Below are 25,725 nucleotides of genomic sequence, written 5' to 3'. Positions count from 1 at the left end.
TTCGAAGCTTAACCAAGAAGCAACGCTCACAAAAACTTTTGGGGAGGAGTGTTCATGAAAGGTGTGATTTTGGCGGGAGGCACAGGAACGCGTCTATACCCGCTGACCCGGTTAATCAACAAGCATCTGCTTCCTGTCGGGAATCATCCGATGGTCTGTTACGGCATAGAACGGCTGCGTCAAGCCGGAATCACCGACATTCTCATAGTCATCGGCAAGCAGTCCGCCGGATTGTACGCGGATTATCTCGGCAGCGGCGAGAACTTTGGCGTTAACCTCACGTATCGCGTACAGGAGTCGGCGGGAGGGATCGCCGAAGCGCTGGAACTCGCCGAAGGATTTATTCCGCCCGGCGACAAATTCGTCGTGCTGCTGGGCGATAACTTGTTTCTGGACGACTTGACCCCGTATGTGGAAAAGTTTAAGCAACAGCCGCCGGGCAGCGCCCGGGTGATGCTGAAGCCGGTGGACGATCCCCGCAGATACGGCGTTCCGGTGTTCGACGAGGCCGATCCGAGCCTGATCGCCTACATCGAGGAAAAACCGAAAAAGCCGAAATCGAACTATTCGGTCACCGGCATTTATATGTATGATGAAGCCGTTTTTGGGATCATCCGCGGCATCGGCCGGTCGGCCCGCGGCGAGCTTGAGATTACGGACGTCAATAACCGCTATGCCAAGGCGGGCAAGCTGGAATACGACGTCCTTCAGCTATGGTGGGGGGACGCCGGAACGCCGGAATCACTGCAGGAGGCGAGCATCCGGATGCGGGGCGTTCTTCCATGACCTCTACAGGAGGCGGAGGGGCGATATGAGGCCACATCACGCTCAAAAAGCCGGCCTGTCCCGCAACAAGCGGTCAGGGGCGAGAGCATCTGCAGCGGCGGGAGCGAAGCGTTCCCGCTCTGCCGGAAGGCGCGGCGGCTACGGGCGGAGAGCGGTTGGAAGGCGTCGCCGTAGCGCCGGCCGGCCCGCCGCTGGCCGGGGGAACACGGCGTTGCGGCGGCCGGCGGCGGACCGGGGCGCCCACGCGCCGCAGCCATCCCCGGCTGCCGCGGCAGCATCTCCCCCATCGCCCGCGCCTTTGCCGCAAAAGGCGGCACTTTCCCGGGACGCCGTACCGTCCGCGACGCTTTCCCCCGCCCCCGAATCGGCGGCCTTGGCGGCCGGCGCCGAGGCCTATGCCGCCGGGTTTCGCGAGGGCATGTTTGAGGGCGGGGAGGCGAAGCTGGGACGGCTTATTCCCCGCCGTATGATCTTGCCCGAGCTGACGGTGGACGATGTCATCGCCGCCGGGTTCCGCTCCGTCGCCGGGGCGCTGTACCCTCTGCTGCAGGCTTCCGACGTGTTTGCCGCCGCCGATCAGGCCCTACGCGCCGGTCGGCCGTTGTCCATCGTCCGCCTCGGCGACGGCGAATTGCTGACGCTCGCCCATGACACCGTCCTCCTGGCGGAGGAGGCGATGCGCTGGGGCGCTTTTTTGCCATATGCGGGCGTACAGCTGCCGGATCCGGCCGCGCGCGAGGCGCTCGCCGCCGCCGTCCGCACCGCCGGCATTATCGGCGTCCCCGAATCGCGCCATCCCTCCTATCAGGGCTTGATGTTCCCGGTGTTTCGCCATTACGGCATCGATTACCGCACCCTGCGGCTCACCTCCTCCACGATCAACTACGAGCTGAACGAGGAGGGATATTTCGCCAAGCTGCTTAAAGGCCGCCGCGTGCTTTTGATCGGCGATAAAGCTTTTGCCCTTGCGGAGTTCTTGAGGCTTCGCGGCGCCGACATAACCGGCTGCATCGCCCCGGTCAACGGGGTGCACGACGTGCCGCGGGTTCTGAAGCTTGCGCGCGGCTTCCCGTTTGAGCTTGCTCTCGTCGCCGCCGGAATCGCCGCCGTCATTCTCTGTGAACGCCTTGCCGGGGAACACGGCAAGGTGGCGCTTGATCTGGGGCATCTGGCCAACAAATTGATCAATGGAGAGGCGGTTATGCCGCCGATTCAGGAGGTGTAGACGTTTGGCACACGGAAGAAACCGCAAACCGGCTAAACGCCAGAGCCGCAGCGCTGCCTGCGAAAACCGCAGGGAAGAGTCCCTGCGCGCCTATGAACTCGGGTATGCCGCAGGGTATGCGCACGGCGTAATGGAAGGGAAACGTTCGTTTGGCGCAGGCTTTGACGGAACGAGTATCATTATACCGACGTACAACCGCAAAGACTTGCTGATCGAATGCTTGAACCGGATCGAGGCCCATACCGCTGCGCCCTACGAAGTGATCGTCGTGGACAATGGATCGGACGACGGCACGGCGGATGAAGTGCGCCGCCGGCGCGGTCCGGTCCGTTTGGCCGTTCATCCGCAAAACAGCGGCTTTGCGCGGGCGGTAAATACAGGGCTGATGATGGCCAAAGGACAAACGATCGCATTGCTTAACAACGATGTGCTTGTAACGGAGCGCTGGCTGGATCAACTGCTGGGCTGCCTGGAGCTGACCGGGGCGGCGGCCGTCGGGCCGGTCACGAATTACATCAGCGGAGACCAGCAGATCGACGCGCCCTATGAAGACGTTGCGGAAATGCCGGCTTTCGCCGCCTCTTTTAACGCTCCCGATCCCCGAAAATGGCGGGAGGCAAGCCGCCTGGTCGGCTTCTGCCTGCTGTTTCCGCGCACTACGCTGGAGCAGGCCGGTTATTTTGATGAGGGATATGTTATCGGCAATTATGAGGACGACGATTGGGTGGCCCGGCTGCTTTTGCAGGGCAAAAAGATGGTGATTGCCGGCGATACGTTTGTTCACCATTACGGAAGCTTGACCATGAAAGGACTTGGTGCGCAAGGCTTTGAGCAAGTAAACGCCCGCAATCACGACTATTTTGCCGAAAAGTGGGGGGATCTGCACGGACTTCTGCGGCGCATACCCGAGTCCCGAGCAGGGCACGGGCAGAGAGCGGTTGATTTTTTTCCTACGCATGCGTACGTAAAAGGGTGGTCCGATACGGTGTATTGGCTGGAGCACGGCGTAAGGCACCCGGTTTCCGCCGCCCTGCAGGAAGAAGCGGGAAATGCTCCGTCCCCGGTCCGGCTATCGGTTATCGATTTGCTGCAAATTCCGGTTGGCGCGCCGCAAACGCCGGCGGAACCGCGGGCGGAAAAAACCGCCGGCCTGCCTGAAGGGGGAGCGGTCCGCAGCACCGACGGCCGCTTGTATCAGATCGACCGGGGCCGGCGGCGGGAGGTCATGTCCGAATACGCCTGCCGTGTATGGAATCTGAACGTTTTTCCGGAAATAATCCCGTTCCAAATTCTGCAGCAATATCCCGCGGGTCTTCCCATTACGCCCCCGCCCCGCATCATCAGCGAAGATTTGTAATGAAGATTTGCAAACTTATCCTGCTTGGAACGTGCAAATCCGTACCGGCATATGCTAATGCAGGGCACAGGCGGGCAGGTTCTCGGCTTTAAAAGAGGATGCGACAGCCCATTGATGAGGAGGAATCAGGGTGGAGCAGAAAATTACAGAGATCATCGTCCATATGTCCCACTCCCACCAGCAAATGGCGCGGGTGATTGACGCCGAGCGGAAGGTTTCCGTCCGGATGGCCCAGATCGTGCACGCCATTCCTGATGCCGAACCCGCATTTGAGGGAACGTCCGGGATTCTTGAAAATGCGGGACGGATCAACAAAAGCGTGATCTCTTATTTAAATGCCATTGCCGATTTGGAAGAGGCCATGGCTGAAAATTTGGGCATTGTGATTAAGGAAATGAAAGGCCAGGATGAAGAGTGAAGCAAGCGCGGGAACGGAGAATGATGCCATGAGCAGGGAGCAGGCATATCTGAACATGTTGGATGCGGCCGCCAAAATTCAGTGGAATGTCGCGATGATTTTGGAGGCCAAGGCGGTAGAAGCGGAGAAGGTCCGCAATTGGATACTCAACCACGTGCTGGTAAACAGCTTTGAGGATCACGAGAAGCAGCTGTCCGACCCGCTTGACGTCCATGAGCAGCTTGTGGAAGTGATCGAAGGTTTAACCAAGCTGCAAAACGGGCTGTGCAGCAATTTGAAGAGCTTATTGCCTGAAGAAGAAGAGAAATCCATGTCCGGGGAGGACGGCGGGTTCGGCGGCCTGTTTGGCGGAGGTTTTGATTTGGAGGATTCCGGTAAATGAGATTTACGCTGCAAGCCGGGGAGGAAGCCAAACTTCGGCTTATCGATTCCATCAGCCTAAGCCAGCAGGCCATGGCCCGGATCCTTGGCAGCTTGGCCGACGTGACGGAATTGTCCGGGGATACCGCGAGGCATTTGGCTCAAAACGTCGAAAAGCTGACGAAATATCAGGAAGCGATGGCCCGTACCGTCTGCGGGTTATCCTTCCATCACGTTTATTATGGAACTCCTTCATCGCCCTGGATATCGAATTTATGCTACGCCGCAAACGACGCCGCCCGAGGAGAACAGGAGGACTGAAGTATGACCAAAACGAAAATCCGGCGCACCCGCCGGGGGAAATCCGCAGCGCTCAGAAAAGGCCGGTTAAGAAGAAAGCGTAGGCTGACGTTAAAGCGGGGGCGGGCTGCCGTCCGCAAACGGGTCCGCAAAAAAGCGGTCAGGAAGGTGCGCCCCCGGCGGAAAAGGCTGAGTCGCCGGCGGCGGATTACTACGTTACGGGTTCCTCCCGCGCCGGCGCCGCCCCCCGAAACGGCGTCTGAACCGGCACCGCCTCCAAAAACGGCTCCGGAAGGAGCGGCCACTTATGAACAGGCATATAACGGGGCTTACCAGGAAGGGTTTAATGCCGGTTTTGCCCAAGGCTATGAAGATGGACATAAGCTCACTTACAAAAACCAAATTTAAAACGGTGAATGCGAACCCCGCTGCCAGTCTACGGCACCGGGGTTTTTTAAACTTTACAGCTTCGGGCATGGTAGAGGGCAATGCGCAGGTAGAGAGGGGAGAGAAAAGGAATTTGGGGGCTAAGGGACACCAGAGCCGTTATCCGAGGAAAAATGGAGGTTTGCAAAATGTAACGGACACAGATGCCCTTATTTACCTCAAATCGTCCTGAATGAACTGGTTTTGAGCCAAATAGAGTCATGTGTGTCCGTTAGGCTGGGAAATACCCGGGAAATGGGCGGATAAGGCCGCTGGTGTCCCTTAGAGCAGATCTCGAAATTTGGAAATATTCCGTTGCTAGAGCAGCGTCCACAGACATTTTGCGGACCGGTATCAGGTCTGCCTGGACAAGCCGTCTTGGAAAATATGCGAAAAAGTGCAAACGCAAAATAAACGCACGCCCTTTGTCCGTCCCCGGGAAAAGGCGGATTTTTCTATGGAAACGGGGAGGAAGCTAGGTTTTTTCATGGGTGGCATTCGCCAATTTCTCAGGTTCCCGGGTAGTCGTCCATGATGCACGTGTCCCCTCGGCATATATTTATTAAGACCCAGGAATCCCACAAAGATAGGATGAAGAACTTGATGAACTTGATGAACGAGATGACAATGGCTCCCGGCGAAGCTTACCAGGCCGGATACAATGAGGGCTGCCGTTTCGGAGGATGCCAGGCCGTTTTGGACCGCATCCCGTCTGTTTCCCGGGAGAAACGCGGCTGGCGCGTACTCTATGTGGCTCAAGGATTTGAGGCGATCGACGGCGGGGTGGCGGCTGCCCTGCAGGAAACGGTGCACGAGAGCAGAGTCGCTTCTCCGGAAACGATGCTGCAGGAGACGGAGCAGTTCCGTCCCGATCTGGTGCTGGTCATGAACGCGCTGCATGTGTTCCCTGCCGGTCATGCCGAGCAGATTTCCCGGATACGCGGGATGGGCATCCGCACGGCCGTCTGGTTCGTCGACGATCCTTATTTTACGGATGATACCCGCAATCTGTCGCTATTCTACGACGTTGTATTCACCCATGAGATGGAATGCGTATCCCTTTATCGGAATGCCGGATGCCGGGAGGTTCATTATTTGCCCCTGGCGGCGAATCCGCAGGTGTTTAAGCCGGTGCGGACGGGGCCGGAGCATCAATTTGACGTTTGTTTTATCGGCAACGCCTTTTGGAACCGGGTGGAGTTGTTCGATCATTTGACGGAGTTTTTGCAGGATAAAAAGGTATTGATCGCCGGGGGGCATTGGGATCGGCTGACGAATTATGACCGGCTCGCACGGTTCATCCGTCCCGGCTGGATTCCCCCCGAGGAGACGGTCTACTACTACAACGGCTCCAAAATCGTCATCAATATTCACCGCCCCACCTTGGCGGGGATGGACAATCGGAACGGCTTGAATATCACGGGCGGGTCCATCAATCCAAGGACGTATGAGATAGCCGCCTGCGGGACGTTGCAAATTACGGATATCCGTTCCGATTTGACCTCCTATTATCACCCCGGTTACGACATCGAGACGTTTCGCGATACCGCCGAGCTTAAGGACAAAATCGCTTATTATCTTGAGCACGAAAATGAGCGTCTGCGGATCGCCTGGCGTTCTCTTTGGACGACGCGGCGCGATCACACTTACGGTGACCGGGTCGGATGCCTTCTGGAAGCCGCCCTTCGCTGAGCGGCAGTCGTTAACGATCAAAATTTTAGAAGGAGTGACGTTATGTTGACAGTGCAATCACCAGTGAGCAACCCTGCCGATCCGGCTCAGCTTGGGAGAAGCGCCGGGCTGCAGGACGGGTACCATGAAGGATACTTGCGCGGCCGGGCCAGCGTTATCGTGCAGCGGGAACGGCCTCCTTTTCCGGTGCGAGACGTTAAGGTGCTGTATGTCGCTTCCGGGAAAGGTTTCCCCTATGCGCCGATCGACGAAGCGATTTCAGCGACGCTTCGGACGTTGGTCGCCGAGATGCACGTTTACGAGCCGGGGCAGTCTCTTCCCGATCTCGCCGCCGGGCTGCGCCCTGACCTCGTGCTCGTGCTCGACGGTATGGAAATGCCGGTGGAGCAGATCGACGCGGTCCGGGCCATGGGCGTTGCCACGGCGATCTGGTTTACGGACGATCCTTATTACACGGATATTACTGTCGAACTTTCTTCGCACTATGATTTCGTGTTTACGCTCGAACGCAATTGCATTGATTTGTACCGCTCGGCCGGCTGCAGCCGCGTGTACTATTTGCCCTTTGCGGCGCATACGGAGCATTACCGTCCAACGCTGACGCCGTCTCCGGTCCGCCGGAACATCAGCTTTATCGGTTCGGCCTACTGGAACAGGGTGAACTATCTGCAATCGGTGATCGGCGATTTGATGAACCGCGGTTTGGTCATTAACGGCATCTGGTGGGACCGCCTGCCGGATTATGCGCAGTATGCCGACCGGATCGAGCTCGACAAATGGATGGGGCCGGTGGAAACGGCCGAAGTCTACAGCGGGACGAAAATCGTTCTGAACCTGCACCGTTCGCCGTTCGAGGAAGCGATCAACAACAATACGGCGGGGATTCTGGCTATGTCGCCAAATCCGCGGACGTTTGAAATATCGGCCTGCGGAACGCTGCAACTGGTGGATGCCCGCGATGACCTGGCGCTATTTTACGAGCCCGGCAAAGAAATTGAAACGTTCTCTTCGCCCCAGGAGATGTTGGATAAGATTCACTTCTACCTGAACCATGAACAAGAAAGACGGGAGATTGCGCTGAATGCTCTGGAAAGAACGTACCGCGATCATACGTACAGCAATCGCCTGGACGAAATGCTGCGTATCATTTTCGGATGACGGCAAGGTCCGGGGATCTTCATAAACGGAGGTGACGGCGTTGCCGGAGCGAAAGAAGCTGTTCTTGTTCTCGCATGTCAGCAATGTCCGCAATATTACGGGGGCCGAAAAGCTGCTGCTTTTTGTGGCCAGGAAGCTATCCGCCGACTTTGACTGCACGCTGATCGCCCCCCAGGAAGGCCGGTTAACCTCTTTGGCCCGGCGCAGCGGAATCGGCGTTCTGATTTGGGATATCCCCCTGTTGTACGGGATGTGCTCCCCGTATGAAGGGTTATACCGGGACGCGGAGGGGCTGATGGGCGGCAGTGCTGCTGCGCAATTAACCGGCCTGCTTGCCGCAAATCGGCCGGATGTCGTATTCGTCAATACCTGCGTCAATATCGTGCCGCCGTTTGCGGCCAAAAGGCTTGGCATTCCGGTGGTGTGGCATATCACCGAGGTCGTGCCGGACAACGGCTATGCCGGAGAGGCGGTCCGGCTGGTCGATCTTTACAGCGACCGGATCGTCGGGATATCCGAAGCGGCGCTAAACCCCTTCCGCAGGGAGGTTGCGGCGGATAAGCTGAGCCAGTTGTTTCCTTCCTGGGAGAGCGGGGAGTTCAAGCCGCCCGGGAAATGGCCGCAGCTGCGGCTTGGCAAACGGCGGGAATGGGGGATTCGGCCGGAGGAGACGGTGGTCGGATACATTTCCTCTTTTCTCATCCGCGAGAAAGGAGCCGAGCATTTTATCCAGGCCGCCCTGGGGCTCAAAGAGGCGTTTCCGCATGCCCGGTTCGTCGTCATCGGCGGGGAGGCGGACAGCGCCTTCCACCGCTCTTTGCGCAAGCTGGCGGGCCAGGCGGGAAGCGGCCGCATCGTCTTCGTCGACCACGAGGACAGGATCGAGGCGGCTTACAGCGCCATGGACATCGCGGTCATTCCGAGCCTGATCAACGAAGGGTTCGGGATGACGGCCATGGAAGCGATGATCTTCGGCAAACCGGTGGTGGCTTACGCCTCCGGCGGTTTACAGGAAATTTTACAAGCCACGGGCAACGGGGATTATCTGGTTACGTCCGGGGACATCACCGGCCTGTCGGCCAAAATATCCGGTTTGCTGGCCTCTCCCGGAACGATTTCGGCCATCGGCCAAGAAAACCGCATCCGGGTGGAGGAGGCATTTGGCCCGGCCGCCTATATGGGCCGGTTTCACGAGCTTTTGGAGCATCTGCACCGCTTGACCTCCGCTCCGGGAGATACTCCTGCGGATGAAGCCGGAGCGGCCGCGGAGCCTGCGCCTTCCGCGCATGACGCGCCCCGGCTCGCCTCTGGCGCAAGACGCCGTGCACGCTCCGCCAAAGCCAAACGCCGCCTGCGGCCCGCCGGGGCCAAGAAGCGGACGGGCGTTAGCCGTTCCGCCGGAAAGCGGAGGCGGCGCCCGGCGGCGCGAAAACACCGGCGCCGGCCCGCGCGTTCCTCCGCGGGAAGCATTCGTTCGCGGAAACCCGGGCGGCAGCGCCGGCGTTCCGCTCCCGTACGCCGCCATCCGTAACGACACTACAACCAGGGAGTGAGAATGTGAAAATCATGACGATACTGGGCACCCGCCCGGAAATCATTCGCCTCAGCCTGATCATCCCGCTGCTCGACCGGTACGCGGATCGCCACGTTCTGGTGCATACCGGGCAAAACTTCACCTCCAGCTTAAGCGGCATTTTTTTTCGGCAACTCGGCCTAAGGGAACCGGACTATTCCCTTCAGGACCGCCAGGCGACGCTCGGCGGCCAGCTCGCCGCCATGTTCTCGCAAATGGAACGGATTCTGGAGGACGAGAAGCCGGACCGGGTGCTGCTGCTGGGGGATACGAACAGCGCCTTATGCGCGATTTTGGCCGAGCGGATGGGGATTCCGGTTGCGCATATGGAAGCGGGAAACCGCTGCTTCGATCTGGAGGTTCCGGAGGAGAAGAACCGCAAAATCATCGATGCCGTCTCTTCGATCAACATGCCTTATACGCAGCAAAGCAAGCAGCATCTTCTCGCCGAAGGGACCCCCAGCCGCAACATCGTGCTTACGGGCAACCCGATTTATGAAGTGCTTCAGCACTATGAACGTGAAATCTCAAGCAGCGATATTCTGCAGCGGCTGAATCTGACAGCGGGCGATTATTTTCTGGTGACGGCGCATCGCGCCGAAAATGTGGATCGCCCCGAACATTTGCGCGAAATCCTGAATGGCCTGAACAAGGTGGCCGAAACGTACGGAAGACGCCTCATATGCAGCCTTCATCCGCGCACCCGCTCCAAAATGACGGAGGAACTGCGGATGAGCATGCATCCGCTCGTCGAGTTCCATGAGCCGTTTGGCTTTTTTGATTTCGTCAAACTGGAACGCCACACCTGCTGTGCCTTGACAGACAGCGGCACCGTGCAGGAAGAATGCTGCATTATGGGGGTGCCGACCGTGACGCTGCGGCGTACGACGGAGCGGCCGGAAACGGTTGATTGCGGAAGCAACATCGTGTCCGGCCTGGATGCGGTCAGCATCCTGCGGTCGGCGGCGGCGATGATCGAGCTGCCTCGGGATTGGGAGCCCCCGCAGGGCTATTTGGCCAAGGATGTATCGGTAAAGGTTGTCAAATTTCTGCTTGGAGGGAAACGGCATGTTTGAGAATAAACGTATATTGGTAACCGGGGGGACCGGTTCCTGGGGCCATGAACTCATTCAGCAACTGCTTCCGCAGCAGCCGCGGGAAGTCATCATCTATTCTCGAAGCGAATCCGCCCAGGTCGCCATGAACCGGGAATTCGAGGATCATCGGCTCAGCTTCTGCATCGGCGACATCCGCGACAAGGAAGCGTTGTCGACCGCCTGTCAGGGCGTCGATTACGTGTTTCATCTGGCGGCTTTGAAGCATGTGCCGGTGTGCGAGGATCAGCCCTATGAGGCGCTCAAGACGAACGTGATCGGCACGCAAAACGTCATCGAGGCCGCGCTTGAAAACGACGTGGAAAAAGTGATTTACATTTCAACGGATAAATCCGCCAATCCGTCCAATTTTTACGGGATGACGAAGGCCATCGGCGAAAAGCTGATCGTCTACGCCAATTTGCTGCGCGGCAAAACCCGCTTCGTCACGGTGCGGGGCGGCAATGTGCTGGGTACGAACGGCAGCGTCGTGCATCTGTTCAAGGATCAAATCCGCCAAAAAGGCGAAGTCTCGATCACCGATATGAACATGACGCGCTTTTTCCTTACGCTTCCCGACGCCATTTCCCTGCTGTTCAAAGCGTCGATCGAAAGCGTCGGCGGCGAAATTTTCGTCATGACGATGCCGACGTGCCGGATCGTCGACCTCGCCGAGGTGCTGATCGAGGATTCCGGTTTGCCGGACGTCAAGCTGGTGGAACGGGGGATTCGGCCGGGCGAGAAAATCCATGAAATTTTGATGAGCGAATTCGAAAGCCTGTCGACGGTCGTTTACGATGAACAGTATCTCGTCATTTTGCCGACGATTAATATGCCCGAGCTGAAGGAACGGTACGAGCATTGCCCGCCGGTTTCCTTCACGAGCTTCAGCTCCGCCGACAATCTGATGTCAAAAGAGGAGATTTGGAGCATCCTGCGGCGCGGGGGGTTCCTGTCATGAAGCTGCTGATTTTGGGCGGAAACGGGATGGCCGGCCACATCCTGGTGGACTATTTCCGGCGGCAGGGGCGGCACAGCGTGTTTTACACGACGCGCGATCCCAAGGATCCGAACGGGCTGGTCATGGACGCCGCCGACTGCGTGATGGTCGAGAAGGTGGTCGAAGCGGTACGGCCGGACGTCATTGTCAACGCGATCGGCGTACTGAACCAGTTTGCCGAGCGAGACAAGATCGCCGCGTATCACATCAACGGCTTCCTGCCGCACCGCCTTGCCCTCGCAGCCGATATTGCCTGCGCCCGGCTGATCCATATCAGCACGGACTGCGTGTTTTCCGGCATGCGCGGCGGCTACCGCGAGGATGACGAGCCGGACGGCACGAGCGTTTACGCGCTGACGAAAGCGCTCGGCGAAGTCCGGGCGCCCGGCCACGTGACGATCCGCACTTCTATCATCGGTCCGGAAATCCGCCCTGGCGGCATCGGGCTGATGCATTGGTTTATGAACAGCCAAGGGACGGTTTCCGGCTACCGGAAGGTGCTGTGGAACGGCGTGACGACGCTCGAGCTGGCCAAAGCCGTCGACTTGCTGCTGGATTCTCCGGTTTCGGGCCTGATTCATCTTGCCTCCCCGGAGCCAATCAGCAAACATGATTTGCTGCTTCTGTTCCGGGAGATCTGGGGCCGGACGGATATCGCCGTCGTTCCCAGCGATGAGCCGGTTCAGGATCGGACCCTGATCCAGGCCCGCGGCGATTGGAAGTACGAGGTGCCTCATTATCGTGAGATGCTGGAGGAGTTGGAACGATGGACGAAGGAGAAGCACTGCTAGGCCGCGTCATTCTCGTTACGGGCGCGGCGGGGTTTACCGGCGCCCACGCCTGCCGGTATTTTGCGGGGCTCGGCATGAAGGTCGCCGGGCTCGTGCACAACCGGATCCCGGATTTGTCCGGCGCGGACACGGGAATCCGGTATTATCCCTGCGATCTGCTGGACTCGCAGCAATTGAAGGCGATCGTTCGCGAAGCAGCCCCCGATTACGTGCTGCATCTCGGAGGCAAAAATTCCGTCCCCGAATCATGGGATGACCCGCTGCTATATATGCAAACCAACGTTTTTTCCTTGCTGTCCCTGCTTGAGGCGCTGCGTCCGTTTCCGGACTGCCGCGTGCTCATTGCGGGGTCGCGCTTATCGGTTCCGCTTTCGCCCCCTTACCGTCCGCCTCATCCCTACAGCCTGAGCAAAAGCTTGCAAAAGGTCATCGCCCTTTCCTGGCAAGCGCTGTTCAACCAGTTCATCATGGTGGCGGAGCCTTCCAATTTGATCGGACCGGGCCCATCGACGGGGATTTGCTCGCTGCTTGCCAGGCGGATCGCCCAGGCGGAGCTCGGCAGCACGAACGAACCGTTCCGGCTGTCATCCCGGCTTGCGCGGCGCGATTTCCTCGATGTCCGCGATGCGGTCCGCGCTTACGGATATTTGCTCGCTTACGGCCGCAGCGGCGAGGAATATCCGGTATGCTCGGGGCAGGAGCGGAGCCTTTTGGAGGTGGCGGAAACGATGCAGCAGCTTGCGGGGACCCGGATTCCCCTGCAGTGGGGGGACTCCGACCCACAGTCTCCGGGCGGAGGGGAGACGCCGGCCGCGCCGGAGTTTCTGTACGGGCTGGGCTGGCAGCCGCTTATGCCGTTTACCGCCTCGTTAACCGACGTGATTGGTTATTTTCGCGGTACGAAAGGAGAGTTTCGATGAAACCGACGGTTTCGGTCGTAATCCCGTTTTATAACTGCCCGTACGTGGATCAGGCGGTTCAAAGCGCCTTGAACCAGACCTACCGTTCGCTGGAGGTGATCGTGGTCGACGACGGCTCAACCAGCCATGCGGAGCGGCTTGCGCCGTACCGTCCGCGTATTCATTATTTGGGAAAAGCAAACGGCGGAACGGCCTCGGCGCTTAATCACGGCATCCGCCATGCAAGCGGGGAATACATCGCGTGGCTCAGTTCGGACGATATTTTTTATCCGAAGAAAATCAGCCGTCAAGTCGCTTTCATGCAGCGGCAAAACGCCGCCATATCCCATACGAATTTTCATTGTATCGACAGCGCGGGCCACGTGACGCGGTCCAATGCGGTCCCGGCCGATATGCTGCGGAGCAGCGCCGATTTTTACCGGTGTTTTCTGCACGCGAACCCGGTTAATGGCTGCACGGTGATGATCCGGCGGGATCTGTTCGCGGCCATCGGTTTGTTTGACGAGTCGCTGCCGTATACGCATGATCTCGATTTCTGGTTCAGGGTGATTCAGACCGGAACGCATTTTCCGTTTTTGAATGAACCCCTGACCGGCTACCGCTGGCACGAAGGAATGGGGACGCTGCGGCACCATGAGCAAATCCAGCCAGAGATCGCCTCTACCCGGAACCGATACCGGGAGCGGGTGACGCGGATTTTGTCCTTGATGAACATCTGATCCCGGATTTTCACCTTCTAATGACATATAGAGATTTCAGCGCGAGAGCAGGAGGCTGACGCTTCCCCCCCTCGCGTTTTTTTTGCGCCTGGGTTCGGAATTACGCGCTTGGCTCAAACCTCTTACTTTTTAAGAGAATATAGTAAACTACGAAACTAAAAAAATCTGAGAGGAGGTTGACGGTGCCATTTCATAGAATTCAAAAATTTTCACTTCGCGATTTTAAAGTTTACCGAGATTCTTCAGGTTTGAACCGAAATCCCAAGAAAGGAGGGGCAGCATGAAACAAACCGGAACAAAGGTTGATCCCTCGGTGTTTTCTTTCAAATTCGTTACCGATTTTATTAAGCTTGAAGCCGCCAAAGGTCCCGTGATCGAAGCCAAGATTCGCGCAAAGTGGTTATCCCTCCTATGTCCTGCTGATTTGAATATCGCTTTCACTTTACGGAAGGGAGATACTCGTCCGCAGGGAATGGAGCATGTTAATCTGGTTGCCATGAACGAACCCGGTTATTGGAATCACTATTTCTTCAATACGTGGCAGTATGATCAAGAAACACGAAGCCGCGGCTGGAGCATGGGACCTAATATCGAATTATCCAAACCGCCGAAAGCCATGGTTCCTGTGGTGGTATATTCAGAGTTCCAGAAAAAGAATTTGCTGGACCGTTGGAAGGGGTATGATCCGAATCTCGTCACAATTATCCCCAATATGATTGACCGTACGTTGTTTTATCCGGGCCAACGTACCGGCCATCCTACGGTCGGTTGGATCGGATACGATCACCCCAGCAAATATACGAAGGGGGCTGAAGTCATCCCGTATTTGGCCAAACGGTTCCCGGAGGTTACCTTTGAAATGATCCATGCCGAACCCCCAAAATTCAAACATGAATGGATGAAGGAACCGTTGCCTAACGTTAAAATTTTGACCGCCGTTCCGCATTCCAGAATGCCGGAAATCATTCGCCGATGGCATGTGTTGGTATGCGGCAGCAAGTGGGAAAATTGTCCTTCCCATGTCCGGGAGGCGATGGCATGCGGCGTGCCGGTTATCGCGGCAAAAGTAGCTGCGCTGCCTGAAGTCGCCGGGAGCCAAATGCTGCTGGAGGAAATGAAGTGGGGGCATCCCCCGGCTACGAGCATACCGTACGAATGGACGGAGCCATCGTTAAACAAGTATGCCGACGCCTTGTCCATGCTCCTCAACGATTCCGCAAAGGCGAGCCGTTTGTCGGAAGCGGCGATCAAGGAAAGCTTGCGGGGAGAACCCCATGAAATTGCCAAGCTTTGGTATGAATTTATCCGCAAATGCCGCGATCAATATAGTAAATAAAAGGGGGATCACGTTCATGAATACGCCCGTAACGGTATTAATGCCTTTCTACAACCCCGGGCGGTTTTTACGGGAAGCCGTCGAAAGCGTCATCGGACAGACGTTTACGGACTGGAAGCTGATTTTGATCGATGACGGATCCACGCAAAATTATCATTCGCAAATCCAAAAACATCTTCAGGATTCCCGGATCAAGCTGCTAAAACTGGAGAAGAACGTCGGCCAATCCCGGGCGCTGAACCGGGGGCTTGAATTGGCGAATACGCCGTTTATCGTTCAATTGGACAGCGACGACAAGTTTTTCCCTCACACGCTCCAGATCCTGACCGGCGAAGCGTGGAAACAGCCGGAAGACGTTGCGGTGTTCTCCGGAAACATGCAGGTGATCCATGAGGACGATCAGGGCAACCTGATGTTTACCACAACGAACCAGGGCCGTCCATTCACCGACAAATACGACTTTATTTTGGCGAATACTTCCTTGTGGCCCCGCTTCTACCGGACGAGCGCGATCTGCGCCATCGGAGGGTGGCCGACGGACGACCCGTATGACGGTCGGGTAATGGAGGATAAGCAAGTATTGCTGCGGCTCATTGAACGTTACCGGTTCCATTGGGTCGATCAAATGCTGTATATCCACCGCCGGCATCCCAACAACCATACGAATCAGGTCGCCTTATACGCCGAGATGGTGGAATGGTCCATCCGTCAAGCTTTGATACGATGGGGCGGGACATACGAACCCGTGTTTGTTACTTACGGGATTGGGTGGAAAAGGCTGGAACGGTTGATTCCCGTCTCGCCCATAGAAGTATAGAAAGGTGGTTCTAATAAATGAGTACCTTGGTAACGGTCTTGATTCCATTTTATAATCCTGCCGGCTTCCTCAAGGATGCTGTGGAGAGTGTTTTTAAACAAATCGAGCAAGGCTGGAGGCTGATTCTGATCGATGACGCCTCCACGGAAAACTACCTGCCGCAAATCGAAAAATATTTATCGGATCCACGGGTTGATTTAATCCGTTTGCCCCGAAACGCCGGTCAGTCCCAAGCTCTGAATAAAGGCCTGGAACTGGTGAAAACGCCGTATATGATCCAACTGGACAGCGATGACTGGTTTTATCCGCACACGCTAACCGTGCTGCTGAATGCAGCTTCAAAGCTGCCGGAGGACATCGCGGTGGTATCCGGCAATATTCAATATGTTTATGAGGACGCTTCCGGAAACCGGATCAAAACAGCGGTTTACAAAGGCCGCGAGTTTAAGGATATATACGATTTTCTCCTGGCCAATACTTCCGTCTGGCCCCGGTTTTACCGGGTCAGCGCCGTCCGTTCCATCGGCGGGTGGCCGACCGACGATCCGTACGAAGGCAGGGTGATGGAGGATAGACGGATCCTGCTGCGGCTTATGGAAAAATACCGCTTCCATTGGTTGGATCAAATGCTTTATATTCATCGTAAACATAACAAAAACCATACCCATCAAACCGAATTGTACGCGGAAATGACGGAATGGACCACTCGTGACGCTTTGGAACGCCTGGGAGGAAAATACGAGCCGATGTTCGCCAAAAACGCTGCTACCGGATGGAAAACGGTCGAGCGGTTGATTCCCATATCCCCCGTTCCCCCCGTTGCTTCCGAGCCGCAGCCAAGCTCCGCGCCGCCGAAATTGGATTCATCCGTAAAAGCTCCCAAAGCGCCAGCAAAAACTCCTGAATCAACAGCCATAGCTTCTGCATCGCCCGTAAATTCTCCCGCAGCCCAACCGGTTTTGCCAACCCCATCCGCCGCACCTTCGATTCCGCCCGTCCCGGTGCCTCAAATCCAGGAACAACCTGCCGTCCCGGCTCCGCAGCCTGTATTCGCCCGGCCCGTTCGTTCTTTCGAGGCGGAACCTGCGGCCCAATATTCTTATATCTTGGCCGGCCCGGGAACGGGGCCGTATACAGGGCCCGGTACGGCACCATATACAGGTCCCGGCACCGCGCCGGGGACCGGCCCGGGAACAGGGCTGGCTACATTATAGGAGGGATGAGAAATGAGCCTTGTTACCGTTGTTGTACCCACCTACAATAAAGCCGCTTATATCGAGGAAGCGTTGAAATCCATCGAAAATCAGACCTATCGGGATTGGAGGTTGCTGGTTGTCGATGACGGCTCGACCGACAATACGGTCTCTATCGTGAAACGGGTCATGGACCCTTCCCGAACGCAAGTGATTGAACGCAAGCAGAATCAAGGCGTTTGTCATGTACTGAATCAAGCGCTGCAAACGATCCAGACGAAATATTTCATTCAGGTGGACGGCGACGATTGGATCGTCCCCGAAACGATTGAGGTTCTCCTGAACGAAATGGAACGGCAATCGGAGAACGTTGCCCTGGCTTATGCGAATACTTGCCATTGGCACGAGAAGAACGGAGTTCTCCATTATTTCAAAACCATGAAGCATCGGCCGTTTAAAGACCGTTATGATTTTGTGGTTTATAGCTCAATGGTGCAGCCTAGATTTTATAGAACGAGCTGCGTCAAAAACGTCGGCGGTTGGGAGGTCGATGAACTTACGGGCGGCAGAATGCTGGAGGATCGGCGAATGCTGCTTCGCCTGCTGGATCAGTACAATTTTGTCCATGTCGACCGTGACTTGTATCAGTTTCGCTATCATCACAATAATTTGAGTCAATTCCGCAACGCCGCAACGTATAACTTGTTAATCAAAATGTTTACGGACAAAGCGTTGATACGCTGGGGGGACCACTACCGGGCTGAAATGATCGGTCCTCCCCACCTTTGGCAAACCGTCGTCCTCACCCCTACAAACCAAAGAAAGGAGTAGACCTGATGGGAAAAGTGACCGTTGTCATCACATTGTATAATAAAGAACGCTACATTGATCAAGCGATCGGCAGCGTGCTGCAACAAACGTATTCGGACTTGGAACTTCTGATTATTGACGACGCATCCACTGACGGGTCTGTGGCGAAGGCACGGCAATTCAAGGACCCGCGGATCCGAATCGTCTCTCTGGCCGAGAATCTCGGACAATGCCATGTTTTGAACTACGCGCTTACGCTGATAACCTCTCCCTATTTCATGCAGCTTGACGCCGATGACTGGCTGGACAAAGAAACGCTCCGGCGAATGGTAGAAGTGGCTGAGGCGAAACCGGATGCTGCGCTTTTTTACGGCAATCATCTCACTTATTGGCTGGATGACCAGGAACGCGTCGTCAGGAAAGAACCGATTATCCTGGAACAATACCAAAACCGCTATGATTTGATGCTTAAAATGAGCAACGCGATGGTGCCGCGTTTTTACCGGACGGAAGCCGTTCGGGATGTCGGCGGCTGGATGGCGCAGGTATACGGTGACCGGATAGCCGATGATGTCCAAATCGCTTTAAGGCTTGCCCGAAAATACCGTTTGGTCTGGATCAATGAATTCTTATACCATCGGAGGAGAGACACGCAAAACTGGAAAAATTTCGAGCAATCACGGCCGCTCCGGCGCCAATACCGCTATGAATTGTATAACCAAATTTTGCGGGAATGGGGAGACGAATACAAAGCCGATTGGGTGCCGCAACCGGACGGCAGCTATTATTTGCGCGGGTTTATCCGAAAATAGTATATTTGCTATCCAATGAAAAAAGCCGGGCCAAGATATTATCTTAGCCCGGCTTTGTCTGGATTTCAGCTCCGGTTCATCACATACTGGTACGTCTCCTGCAATCCGCGGTACAGGTCGTACGTCGGCTTCCAGCCCAGCGATTCGAACGCCCGGATGTTGCTTAAGCAGCTGTGCCGGATATCGCCGGGCCGTTCGGGCTGGTGCACGGCCAGCAAAGGCTCGCCGTGAATATCCTGCAATATCGTGAGCAGTTCCTTAATCGAGGTGGGCAGGGACGTGCCGATCTGGATGATTTCACTGTCGCCTTGCCGGACGGCGGCAAGGTTGGCTCTGACGACATCCTTCACGTACACGAAATCCCGGGTTTGCTCGCCGTCTCCGAAAATGACGAGCGGCGTCCCTTTTTTGATCCGGTCCATATAGATGGAGATGACGCCGCCCTCGCCTTTCGGCGTTTGCCGCGGCCCGAATACATTGGCGTAACGGAGGATGGTGTAATTCAAGCCGTAAAGCTTGTGGAATACACGCAAATACAATTCGGGCGTGCGTTTGGAAATGCCGTAGAAGGAAATGGGGCGGGCCGGATCCTGCTCGAGAATCAACGCCGTTGTCAGCTCCCCGTAAACGGCGCAGGAGGAGGCGTAAACAACCTTTTTGACGGAGGCTTCACAGCAAGCCTGTAAAATATTTGCCGCTCCCACGATGTTTACGATCGCGTCATAGGCGGGAGCCTTGACGGAGCGCTGGACGTCGACCTGGGCCGCCTCATGGAAGACGATGTCCGGCTTCAGCCGTTTGATCAGCTCGGCGGCCTCCTCGCTTTGGATATCCAGGGTGTGCAAAGCCGCGTTTTTGGGCAAGTAATCCCGGTTTCCCGTCGAAAGGTTGTCGATCACGTGAACGTCGGCGCCCTGCGCAAGCAGAGCTTCGACCAAATGGGACCCGATAAATCCGGCGCCGCCGGTGACGAGCATTTTCATGACAAATTCCCGTCTTTCAGCTGCTCGCGGAACCAATCGATCGACAGCTTCAGCCCTTCGTCCAGGGAAACGGAAGGCTCGTAATTCAAGACGTTCCGGGAGCGGGCCAGATCGGGCATGCGCACGGGCATATCTTCATAGCCGGGACCGTACGCTTTAGCGTATGGCACGTAAACGATCGGTGAGGAAGACCCGCTCAAATCGCGGATTTTATAGGCCAGGTCGCGGATCGTAATCGCGTGTTCGGAGCCGACATTAAACGCCTGTCCATTGGCATGGCTGCCCATTGCGGCGAGCGTGCCCTCCACCGTATCGCGGATATACGTGAAGCAGCGGATTTGCGATCCGTCGTGGTACACCTCAATCGGCTGATTCCGCAGCGCGGCGCGGATGAACCGGGCGACCACGCCGCCGTACTGCGACGACGTCTGTCTCGGCCCGTAAGCGTTGAAGTACCGTACGACGGAGACCCGCAGCCCCCTCTCCGCATAGGCGAAACAGAGATGCTCGTCGATCGCTTTGGCTGTGGCGTAACTCCAGCGGTGGATGGACGGGGCCCCCAATACCCGGTCCGACTCCTCGTTGAACGGGAGTTTGTTGTTTTTGCCGTAGATTTCCGAGGTGGAGGCGAAAACGACCTTAACCCCGTTTTGATGGGCAAGCTCCAAAATATTGCGCGTGCCGTCGATATTGCCTTCGATCACCTTAAGCGGATTTTCCACCGTATTTTTGACCCCGAGCACGGCAGCCAGATGGAATACGACATCGCAGCGCTCCATCAGGCCGCGAAGCAAGTATTTGTCCGTTACCGATCCGTAGATCATCGAATGGCGGTTATTTTCCGTCGCTTCATTCAAAAAATGCAGCTTTCCGGTAGACATATCGTCCAGCGTCCAAACGTAATGTCCCTGCTCAAGCAGCCGCTCCACCAGATGGGATCCGATAAAACCGGCGCCGCCGGTTACTAATATATTCATCGTGGATATACACCTCGTTACCTCTGAATTTAGATTACAATGATATTTTTGCGGGCCTCGATATTTTTGGTGGCGTTCCGGGTGTCGAATACCAAATGGGAGAAAGATGCGAGAGTTTCATAGGAGATTGAAGAGTGGTCCGTTAGGATGAGCACACAGTCGTGCTGCTGAATGATCCGTTTGGTTAAGGAAACGCCGTTCAGGGAACGCCCGCCGATTTCGATCCGGTTGATATAAGGATCGTGGAAATTCACGGTCACGCCCGCTTCCATCAGCTTTTGAATAATCGGGAGCGCCGACGATTCGCGCAGATCGTTCACGTCTTTTTTGTAGGTCACCCCCAGCGCGAATACTTTGCATTCCGCGAGCGGTTTGTTGGCGGACAAGTGCTGGCTTACCTTTTGTACGACATAATCCGGCATCGACTCGTTAACATGGTGGGCCAGCTCGATAAATTTCGAATTTTTCCCGTACTGCTTCGCCTTCCACTGCAAATAAAGCGGGTCGACCGGAATGCAGTGGCCGCCGATTCCCGGCCCGGGATAATAAGGCGTAAATCCGTAAGGTTTCGTGCTGGCCGCCTCAATGGCCTCCCACAGGTTGATGTTCATTTTTTCACACAGGACGGCCAGTTCGTTCATAAAAGAGATGTTGATCAGTCTTTGGCAGTTCTCGAGCAGCTTGGTAAACTCGGCGACACGCGGGGAAGAGACGACGACGACGTGGTCAAAAATGCTTTCGTATACGGCTTTTGCGGTTTTCGTGCATTTTTCGGTAACTCCCCCGAGCACCTTAGGGATCAGATGCAGCTCCTTCTGATCGGGGCCGGGATCGATGCGTTCCGGCGAATAGGCGAGAAATACGGTTTGCCCGACGACGAGCCCCGTCGACTCTATCATCGGCAACAGCTCTTCCTCCGTCGTCCCGGGATAAGTGGAGCTTTCCAAAACGACCAGTTGGCCTTTTCTCAGATAGGGCAAGGCGTTTTTCATGGCACCCTGTACATAGGTCAAATCCGGCTCAAAGTTTCGGTCCAGCGGGGTAGGAACGCACAAAATGACCGCGTCCGCCTTGCTGATGTCGCTGAAAGAATCGCTAACATGGAACCGTCCCCCTGCGAACATGGCTCTTATCTCTTTGGATGTAAAATCGGATAGATAGCTTTGCAGGTTTCTCAATTTGGCAATTTTACTAGCATCCACGTCGATGCCGTAAACGGTATGGCCGTATTGCAGGAACAGAGAAGCTAACGGAAGTCCGACGTACCCGAGGCCGATGACGGCGATGCTGGCTTTTGCCTGATTCATAGGTTTTCACTCCTTTTCTGGTAGATGCTATATCCTACTCAGAGAGCCTTTCATTGGTATAGATAGAAGTACCCGTGATAGAAAAAATGGTAGAATATCCTGCCGGCTCAATAGATTCGTATAGAAGAAAATAAACGTGCTTGTCCTTCGGCAAATTGGTTGAATGTCCCTGACGGCGGATTAGGTGAGTACATAGGATATACAGAGTTCCACAAGGAAGGGCTGGGGACATGAATATTTTGTTAACCACTTATTTTTATTTGCCGCACGTCGGCGGGGTTTCGACGTACGTGGATACGCTGAAGCGCGAGCTGGAGCGGCTCGGCCACCGGGTGGATATTTTTGCCCACCATCCCGATATGCAGCATTACTACATGCCGAACAACGGGCGCACGCTGGTGAAATCGAAAGTGAAAGACCGCATCTATGAGCAGGTGTACGCCTATTACGAGCAGCAGATGCAGCATGTCGATCCGTGGATTCGGTGGCGGGATATCGAAAGGTACTGCTTCGAGGCTGCGGCATCGGTATTCGGGCTGCAAAAATACGACCTGATCCACACCCAGGACATTGTGTCGACCCGGGCGCTGTGGCGCGTCAAAAACAAAACGACGCCGCTTATCGCCACGATCCACGGTTGCTTGGCCACGGAATTCATCTATTCCGGCGAAATCACCGGGAAAGACACGCTGCCTTGGAAATACGCAGCGGCGGAGGAGTTTTACGGAGCGATTTCCAGCGATGCCACGATCGTTCCTACCGACTGGCTCAAAGCGCTCTCCATGTCCGAATTTGCCGTACCCGGCAAGCATTTGCAGGTTATTCCCTATGGAATGGACGTCGAGGCGTTCCAGAAGCGGCTGGCATCCGCTCCCGCAGCTCAGGCGCATTCCGAAAAAAGAATCCTGATCTGCCCGGCCAGACTCGTTCCGGTGAAGGGCCACAAGCATCTGATTGAAGCGCTGGCCCTGCTCAAAGGGGTTCGTGAGGATTGGGAATGCTGGCTGCTGGGCGACGGGCCGCTGGAGAGCGAACTAAGGGAGCAGGTCCGGAGTTTGGGATTGGAAGGGCATGTGCAATTTTGGGGCCCAAGGCAAGACGTTCCGGAGCTGCTGAGCCAAGCCGACGTGTTTGTGCTTCCGAGCCTTCAGGATAATCTCCCCTTTTCCATTATGGAGGCGCAAATCGCCGGGAAAGCCGCGGTCGTATCGGATGCGGGCGGCATTCCGGAAATGGTGAAGCACGGCAAAACCGGGCTTGTGTCGCCGGCCGGCCAGAGCGAGCCGCTGTTCCAAAACCTCCGCAGGGTGCTGGAGAGCGATAGGCTGCGCACCCGGCTTGGGGAGCAAGCCAAACGGTGGGGGCTGGAGCACTGGTCCATCGAGACGATGATGAAGAAAACGTTAAAGGTGTATGAAGCGGTTACGAAACGGCGGTTTGTGAATAGGGAGGGAGCATAAAGCATGGAGGCAAGCATAGCCCCTGCTCCGAGACGGGGAAGGGTTGGGCCGCAGCGGGCCCTTGCGGCGGGGCGAAGCGGTCGGGTAAGGTTGATTGAACTCGGCACGGTCAAACGGATCGCAACTAAAGAGGAAATTCAAGTGGAGAAGACGCGCCGAAAACCTGCGGCGCAGCGGCCCAAACGGAAATCGCTCAGGGCTCGTAAACTTGCGGCTTGGAGAAAAAGAAAGGCTAGACGGAAAAGATGGGCTAGAGGACAGCGGCGGAGAATCCACCGGAAATTAGCGCGTGTTGTCCGCCGGCGGGCAGGCCGCCGCCATGGCACACTAAGGAGCAGGGCGAAACCGGCTGCGGTGCCGAAACAGACGGCGGGGACTCCCTGGCAGACTCCGGCGAAACCTGCGGGAGATCACGAAGGGCCGGCGCCGGCAGGGGGGCGGGCCGCCGGGAATCAGCCCGTCGCCGTTCCGGCAGCCGGGAATATCGTGGCTGCCGGGGCGCCGCTGGCGGAACCTCCCGGTACGTTAAGACATCCTTTTACCGCCCAAGCTCATCGGGACTTGATTCAACTGCCGGAACCTTGGAGAATAGGGGAAGAGCCGGCAGCCGCAGCGGTTGCCGTGGACACGGCCATCTGGCAGGTCCTGCCGCCCGAACCGGAACCGGCGGAACCCGTGGTTGCGGCAGACCCGGCAGGGGCGGCGGTTCCGGAGGAAATGTTCGCCGCGGCCGAAGTTATTCCGGAGCCGGCGATCGAAGTTCCCAGCAACCCTGTTCCCTTAGCTGTGATCGATCCGGTCGAGCCGATCGCCCCGGTAGCTTTTATTGTGAATCCGGTCGAAAATACGGCAGTGCTGGCACCAGTACAGGGACCAATAGAGGCACCAGTACAGGGACCAATAGAGGCACCAGTACAGGGGCAGTTACCAGTGCAGGAGCAGTTACCAGTGCAGGAGCAGGTGCCAGCGCAGACTGCCCCGGCCGCGCCGGAGTTAAACATCGTGCTGGAAGAGACCATGATTCCCGATCCCGCTTTCATTCATATTTTGCAGTCCAGTACCGAGCCTGTTGAATTGGGCAATGAGTGGAGAAGGGTCGAATCGGATGAATCGATCGGCTCGGTTCTTCATCCGGAGACGGTTCAGGCGTTGGCTGCCGAGGTTTCGCCTCCGTCCATCCCCGAGCCTGCGGATGGGGGGAGTGAACCTTCAAATCCAGGCGGCAGCGCCGCGAACGAAGAATCGTAGAAGACTATTATTCTAAAACTATATATTTTCCCCTTGAGGCTGGTTCTTATATATAAGTTGAACTACTGAAAAAAGCGAGTTAGGCAAAAGTGTGAAATGATTCTGAAGAAACTGAAAGCTTTCTGGAAGAAAGCTGCTTCGGAAGCATATGCTTGGTCGCCTTTGTGAGCGGATTTCTACAGCATTCGAATTTAGTTGATCATAGAAATCCGCGAACAACAGCGATCGTAAGAACATTTCACACGGCTGCCCTGATCCGTTCTATCAACAGTTCAACTTATAGACTAATCGAACCGCCTCTTTTTTTGATTCGAACGGATGTCCATACCATTCTATTTTTCCCCGGAATATACTGACTACCGTAGCAAGCAAGATTTTGAAGTAGATTATAGCAGAGGAGTTGAATGTCGTGTTCAGAAGAAACGGAGGCGAAAATGCAAGTCAGATTCTCCAAACGATGCTGGCCAAAATTCCGCCTGTCTATCACGGGATGATTCCTTCCGACCTGTCGGATGAAGAAAAAGTAGCTTATCTCGAAGAACAGGAGAAGCGGGGGATTTTTAGAATGAAGCCGTTTTTTATGTGGCTGAATAAAGCTCCGGGTTCGGGGCTTTTCACCGGTCCGGGAACGGGTCCGGGGACAGGGCCCGGAACCGGGTTGCTGGGGGACAATATCACCCCGTATATTCCAGCCGGCCAGCACAAAGCGTACCAGGAGGAATACGCCGGCGTATATTTCCACGAACTTCCTGAGCCCGTGGTCATTAAGCCGGCCCCCGTGCAAATTCAGCCACCCGTCTATGAGGTAGAAGTGGATAAAGAACTCATTGAAGAGCTGGATGAGGAGATGGACCTCGAAGACCTGTTGGAGGAATACGATGATAACGAGGAAGATAGCCTGCAAAAATAAACGGGAGTCATTTCAAACCACCAGACATGACGTCTAGTGGTTTTTCTTTAAAC

Annotated in this window: 26 protein-coding genes; 23 read left to right on the top strand and 3 right to left on the bottom strand. The window is 56.1% G+C overall.

Annotated features, from left to right (window positions below):
- Positions 1-54 precede the first annotated feature (54 nt).
- The 20 genes from EHV15_RS00605 (at position 55) to EHV15_RS00510 (ending at position 18,787) form a co-directional block, all read left to right on the top strand.
- Positions 55-786, top strand: coding sequence for a sugar phosphate nucleotidyltransferase (locus EHV15_RS00605; protein ID WP_128629568.1), 732 nt, complete (start codon positions 55-57; stop codon positions 784-786).
- Positions 787-811: 25 nt separating this feature from the next.
- Positions 812-2,011 (top strand): GT-D fold domain-containing protein, encoded by a 1,200-nt coding sequence (locus EHV15_RS00600; protein ID WP_246061235.1) that lies wholly within the window; start codon positions 812-814, stop codon positions 2,009-2,011.
- 4 nt (positions 2,012-2,015) lie between these two features.
- Positions 2,016-3,368 carry a glycosyltransferase family 2 protein gene (locus tag EHV15_RS00595; protein WP_246061233.1) on the top strand — a complete coding sequence of 451 codons (1,353 nt, stop codon included), beginning with the start codon at positions 2,016-2,018 and terminating at the stop codon, positions 3,366-3,368.
- Positions 3,369-3,498: 130 nt separating this feature from the next.
- Entirely contained in the window at positions 3,499-3,786 is a 288-nt protein-coding gene (locus EHV15_RS00590) for a nucleoside-diphosphate sugar epimerase (protein WP_128629566.1), read from the top strand.
- Between the two features lie 28 nt (positions 3,787-3,814).
- Positions 3,815-4,168, top strand: coding sequence for an alpha-helical endospore appendage domain-containing protein (locus EHV15_RS00585; protein ID WP_128635105.1), 354 nt, complete (start codon positions 3,815-3,817; stop codon positions 4,166-4,168).
- Positions 4,165-4,467: a hypothetical protein gene (locus EHV15_RS00580; protein ID WP_128629565.1), complete on the top strand. Its 303-nt coding sequence runs from the start codon at positions 4,165-4,167 to the stop codon at positions 4,465-4,467. The genes EHV15_RS00585 and EHV15_RS00580 overlap by 4 nt, the downstream gene beginning before the upstream one ends.
- A gap of 3 nt (positions 4,468-4,470) precedes the next feature.
- Positions 4,471-4,854 carry a hypothetical protein gene (locus EHV15_RS37100; RefSeq protein WP_246061231.1) on the top strand — a complete coding sequence of 128 codons (384 nt, stop codon included), beginning with the start codon at positions 4,471-4,473 and terminating at the stop codon, positions 4,852-4,854.
- Positions 4,855-5,475: 621 nt separating this feature from the next.
- Positions 5,476-6,564, top strand: a complete 1,089-nt coding sequence (locus tag EHV15_RS00570) for a CgeB family protein (protein ID WP_425464420.1) — start codon at positions 5,476-5,478, stop codon at positions 6,562-6,564.
- Positions 6,565-6,606: 42 nt separating this feature from the next.
- On the top strand, positions 6,607-7,722 hold the full coding sequence (locus EHV15_RS00565; RefSeq protein ID WP_178075708.1) for a CgeB family protein: 1,116 nt from the start codon (positions 6,607-6,609) through the stop codon (positions 7,720-7,722).
- Positions 7,723-7,762: 40 nt separating this feature from the next.
- Positions 7,763-9,253 carry a glycosyltransferase family 4 protein gene (locus tag EHV15_RS00560; RefSeq protein WP_128629564.1) on the top strand — a complete coding sequence of 497 codons (1,491 nt, stop codon included), beginning with the start codon at positions 7,763-7,765 and terminating at the stop codon, positions 9,251-9,253.
- 26 nt (positions 9,254-9,279) lie between these two features.
- Positions 9,280-10,371 (top strand): non-hydrolyzing UDP-N-acetylglucosamine 2-epimerase, encoded by a 1,092-nt coding sequence (gene wecB / locus EHV15_RS00555; protein ID WP_128629563.1) that lies wholly within the window; start codon positions 9,280-9,282, stop codon positions 10,369-10,371.
- Entirely contained in the window at positions 10,364-11,350 is a 987-nt protein-coding gene (locus tag EHV15_RS00550; RefSeq protein ID WP_128629562.1) for a polysaccharide biosynthesis protein, read from the top strand. The genes wecB and EHV15_RS00550 overlap by 8 nt, the downstream gene beginning before the upstream one ends.
- Entirely contained in the window at positions 11,347-12,180 is an 834-nt protein-coding gene (locus tag EHV15_RS00545) for a dTDP-4-dehydrorhamnose reductase family protein (RefSeq protein WP_128629561.1), read from the top strand. Before EHV15_RS00550 ends, EHV15_RS00545 begins: the two co-directional genes overlap by 4 nt.
- Positions 12,156-13,100 (top strand): NAD-dependent epimerase/dehydratase family protein, encoded by a 945-nt coding sequence (locus EHV15_RS00540; RefSeq protein WP_128629560.1) that lies wholly within the window; start codon positions 12,156-12,158, stop codon positions 13,098-13,100. Before EHV15_RS00545 ends, EHV15_RS00540 begins: the two co-directional genes overlap by 25 nt.
- Positions 13,097-13,819 carry a glycosyltransferase family 2 protein gene (locus tag EHV15_RS00535; protein WP_128629559.1) on the top strand — a complete coding sequence of 241 codons (723 nt, stop codon included), beginning with the start codon at positions 13,097-13,099 and terminating at the stop codon, positions 13,817-13,819. The genes EHV15_RS00540 and EHV15_RS00535 overlap by 4 nt, the downstream gene beginning before the upstream one ends.
- A 280-nt stretch (positions 13,820-14,099) precedes the next feature.
- Complete coding sequence (locus EHV15_RS00530; protein ID WP_128629558.1) at positions 14,100-15,155, top strand: glycosyltransferase family 4 protein; 1,056 nt, start codon at positions 14,100-14,102, stop codon at positions 15,153-15,155.
- Between the two features lie 16 nt (positions 15,156-15,171).
- The gene (locus EHV15_RS00525) at positions 15,172-15,972 is read left to right on the top strand and encodes a glycosyltransferase family 2 protein (RefSeq protein WP_246061229.1); all 801 of its coding nucleotides are present in this window, start codon (positions 15,172-15,174) and stop codon (positions 15,970-15,972) included.
- Positions 15,973-15,989: 17 nt separating this feature from the next.
- The gene (locus EHV15_RS00520) at positions 15,990-17,186 is read left to right on the top strand and encodes a glycosyltransferase family 2 protein (RefSeq protein ID WP_128629557.1); all 1,197 of its coding nucleotides are present in this window, start codon (positions 15,990-15,992) and stop codon (positions 17,184-17,186) included.
- 12 nt (positions 17,187-17,198) lie between these two features.
- On the top strand, positions 17,199-17,996 hold the full coding sequence (locus tag EHV15_RS00515; protein ID WP_128629556.1) for a glycosyltransferase family 2 protein: 798 nt from the start codon (positions 17,199-17,201) through the stop codon (positions 17,994-17,996).
- Positions 17,997-18,001: 5 nt separating this feature from the next.
- Positions 18,002-18,787 (top strand): glycosyltransferase family 2 protein, encoded by a 786-nt coding sequence (locus EHV15_RS00510; protein ID WP_128629555.1) that lies wholly within the window; start codon positions 18,002-18,004, stop codon positions 18,785-18,787.
- 65 nt (positions 18,788-18,852) lie between these two features.
- Here EHV15_RS00510 and EHV15_RS00505 read toward each other — a convergent pair whose 3' ends face one another.
- The 3 genes from EHV15_RS00505 to EHV15_RS00495 are packed head-to-tail and all read right to left on the bottom strand — an operon-like array spanning position 18,853 to position 22,054.
- On the bottom strand, positions 18,853-19,770 hold the full coding sequence (locus EHV15_RS00505) for an NAD-dependent epimerase/dehydratase family protein (RefSeq protein ID WP_128629554.1): 918 nt from the start codon (positions 19,768-19,770) through the stop codon (positions 18,853-18,855).
- A complete protein-coding gene (locus tag EHV15_RS00500; RefSeq protein ID WP_128629553.1) occupies positions 19,767-20,747 on the bottom strand; it encodes an NAD-dependent epimerase/dehydratase family protein in 981 nt (326 codons plus the stop codon). The genes EHV15_RS00505 and EHV15_RS00500 overlap by 4 nt, the downstream gene beginning before the upstream one ends.
- 29 nt (positions 20,748-20,776) lie before the next feature.
- Positions 20,777-22,054, bottom strand: coding sequence for a nucleotide sugar dehydrogenase (locus tag EHV15_RS00495; RefSeq protein ID WP_128629552.1), 1,278 nt, complete (start codon positions 22,052-22,054; stop codon positions 20,777-20,779).
- A gap of 230 nt (positions 22,055-22,284) precedes the next feature.
- On the opposite strand from EHV15_RS00495, the gene EHV15_RS00490 reads away from it, so the two are divergent.
- From EHV15_RS00490 to EHV15_RS00480, 3 genes are all read left to right on the top strand, one after another.
- The gene (locus EHV15_RS00490) at positions 22,285-23,514 is read left to right on the top strand and encodes a glycosyltransferase family 4 protein (RefSeq protein WP_128629551.1); all 1,230 of its coding nucleotides are present in this window, start codon (positions 22,285-22,287) and stop codon (positions 23,512-23,514) included.
- Positions 23,515-23,517: 3 nt separating this feature from the next.
- Positions 23,518-24,762: a hypothetical protein gene (locus tag EHV15_RS00485; protein WP_128629550.1), complete on the top strand. Its 1,245-nt coding sequence runs from the start codon at positions 23,518-23,520 to the stop codon at positions 24,760-24,762.
- A gap of 409 nt (positions 24,763-25,171) precedes the next feature.
- The gene (locus EHV15_RS00480) at positions 25,172-25,672 is read left to right on the top strand and encodes a hypothetical protein (protein WP_128629549.1); all 501 of its coding nucleotides are present in this window, start codon (positions 25,172-25,174) and stop codon (positions 25,670-25,672) included.
- Positions 25,673-25,725 lie beyond the last annotated feature (53 nt).

It is taken from the genome of Paenibacillus oralis, assembly GCF_003863965.1.
Classification (GTDB): domain Bacteria; phylum Bacillota; class Bacilli; order Paenibacillales; family Paenibacillaceae; genus Fontibacillus; species Fontibacillus oralis.
The sequence above is the reverse complement of the archived record's forward strand: the minus strand, read 5'-3'. Positions and strand labels throughout refer to the sequence as shown.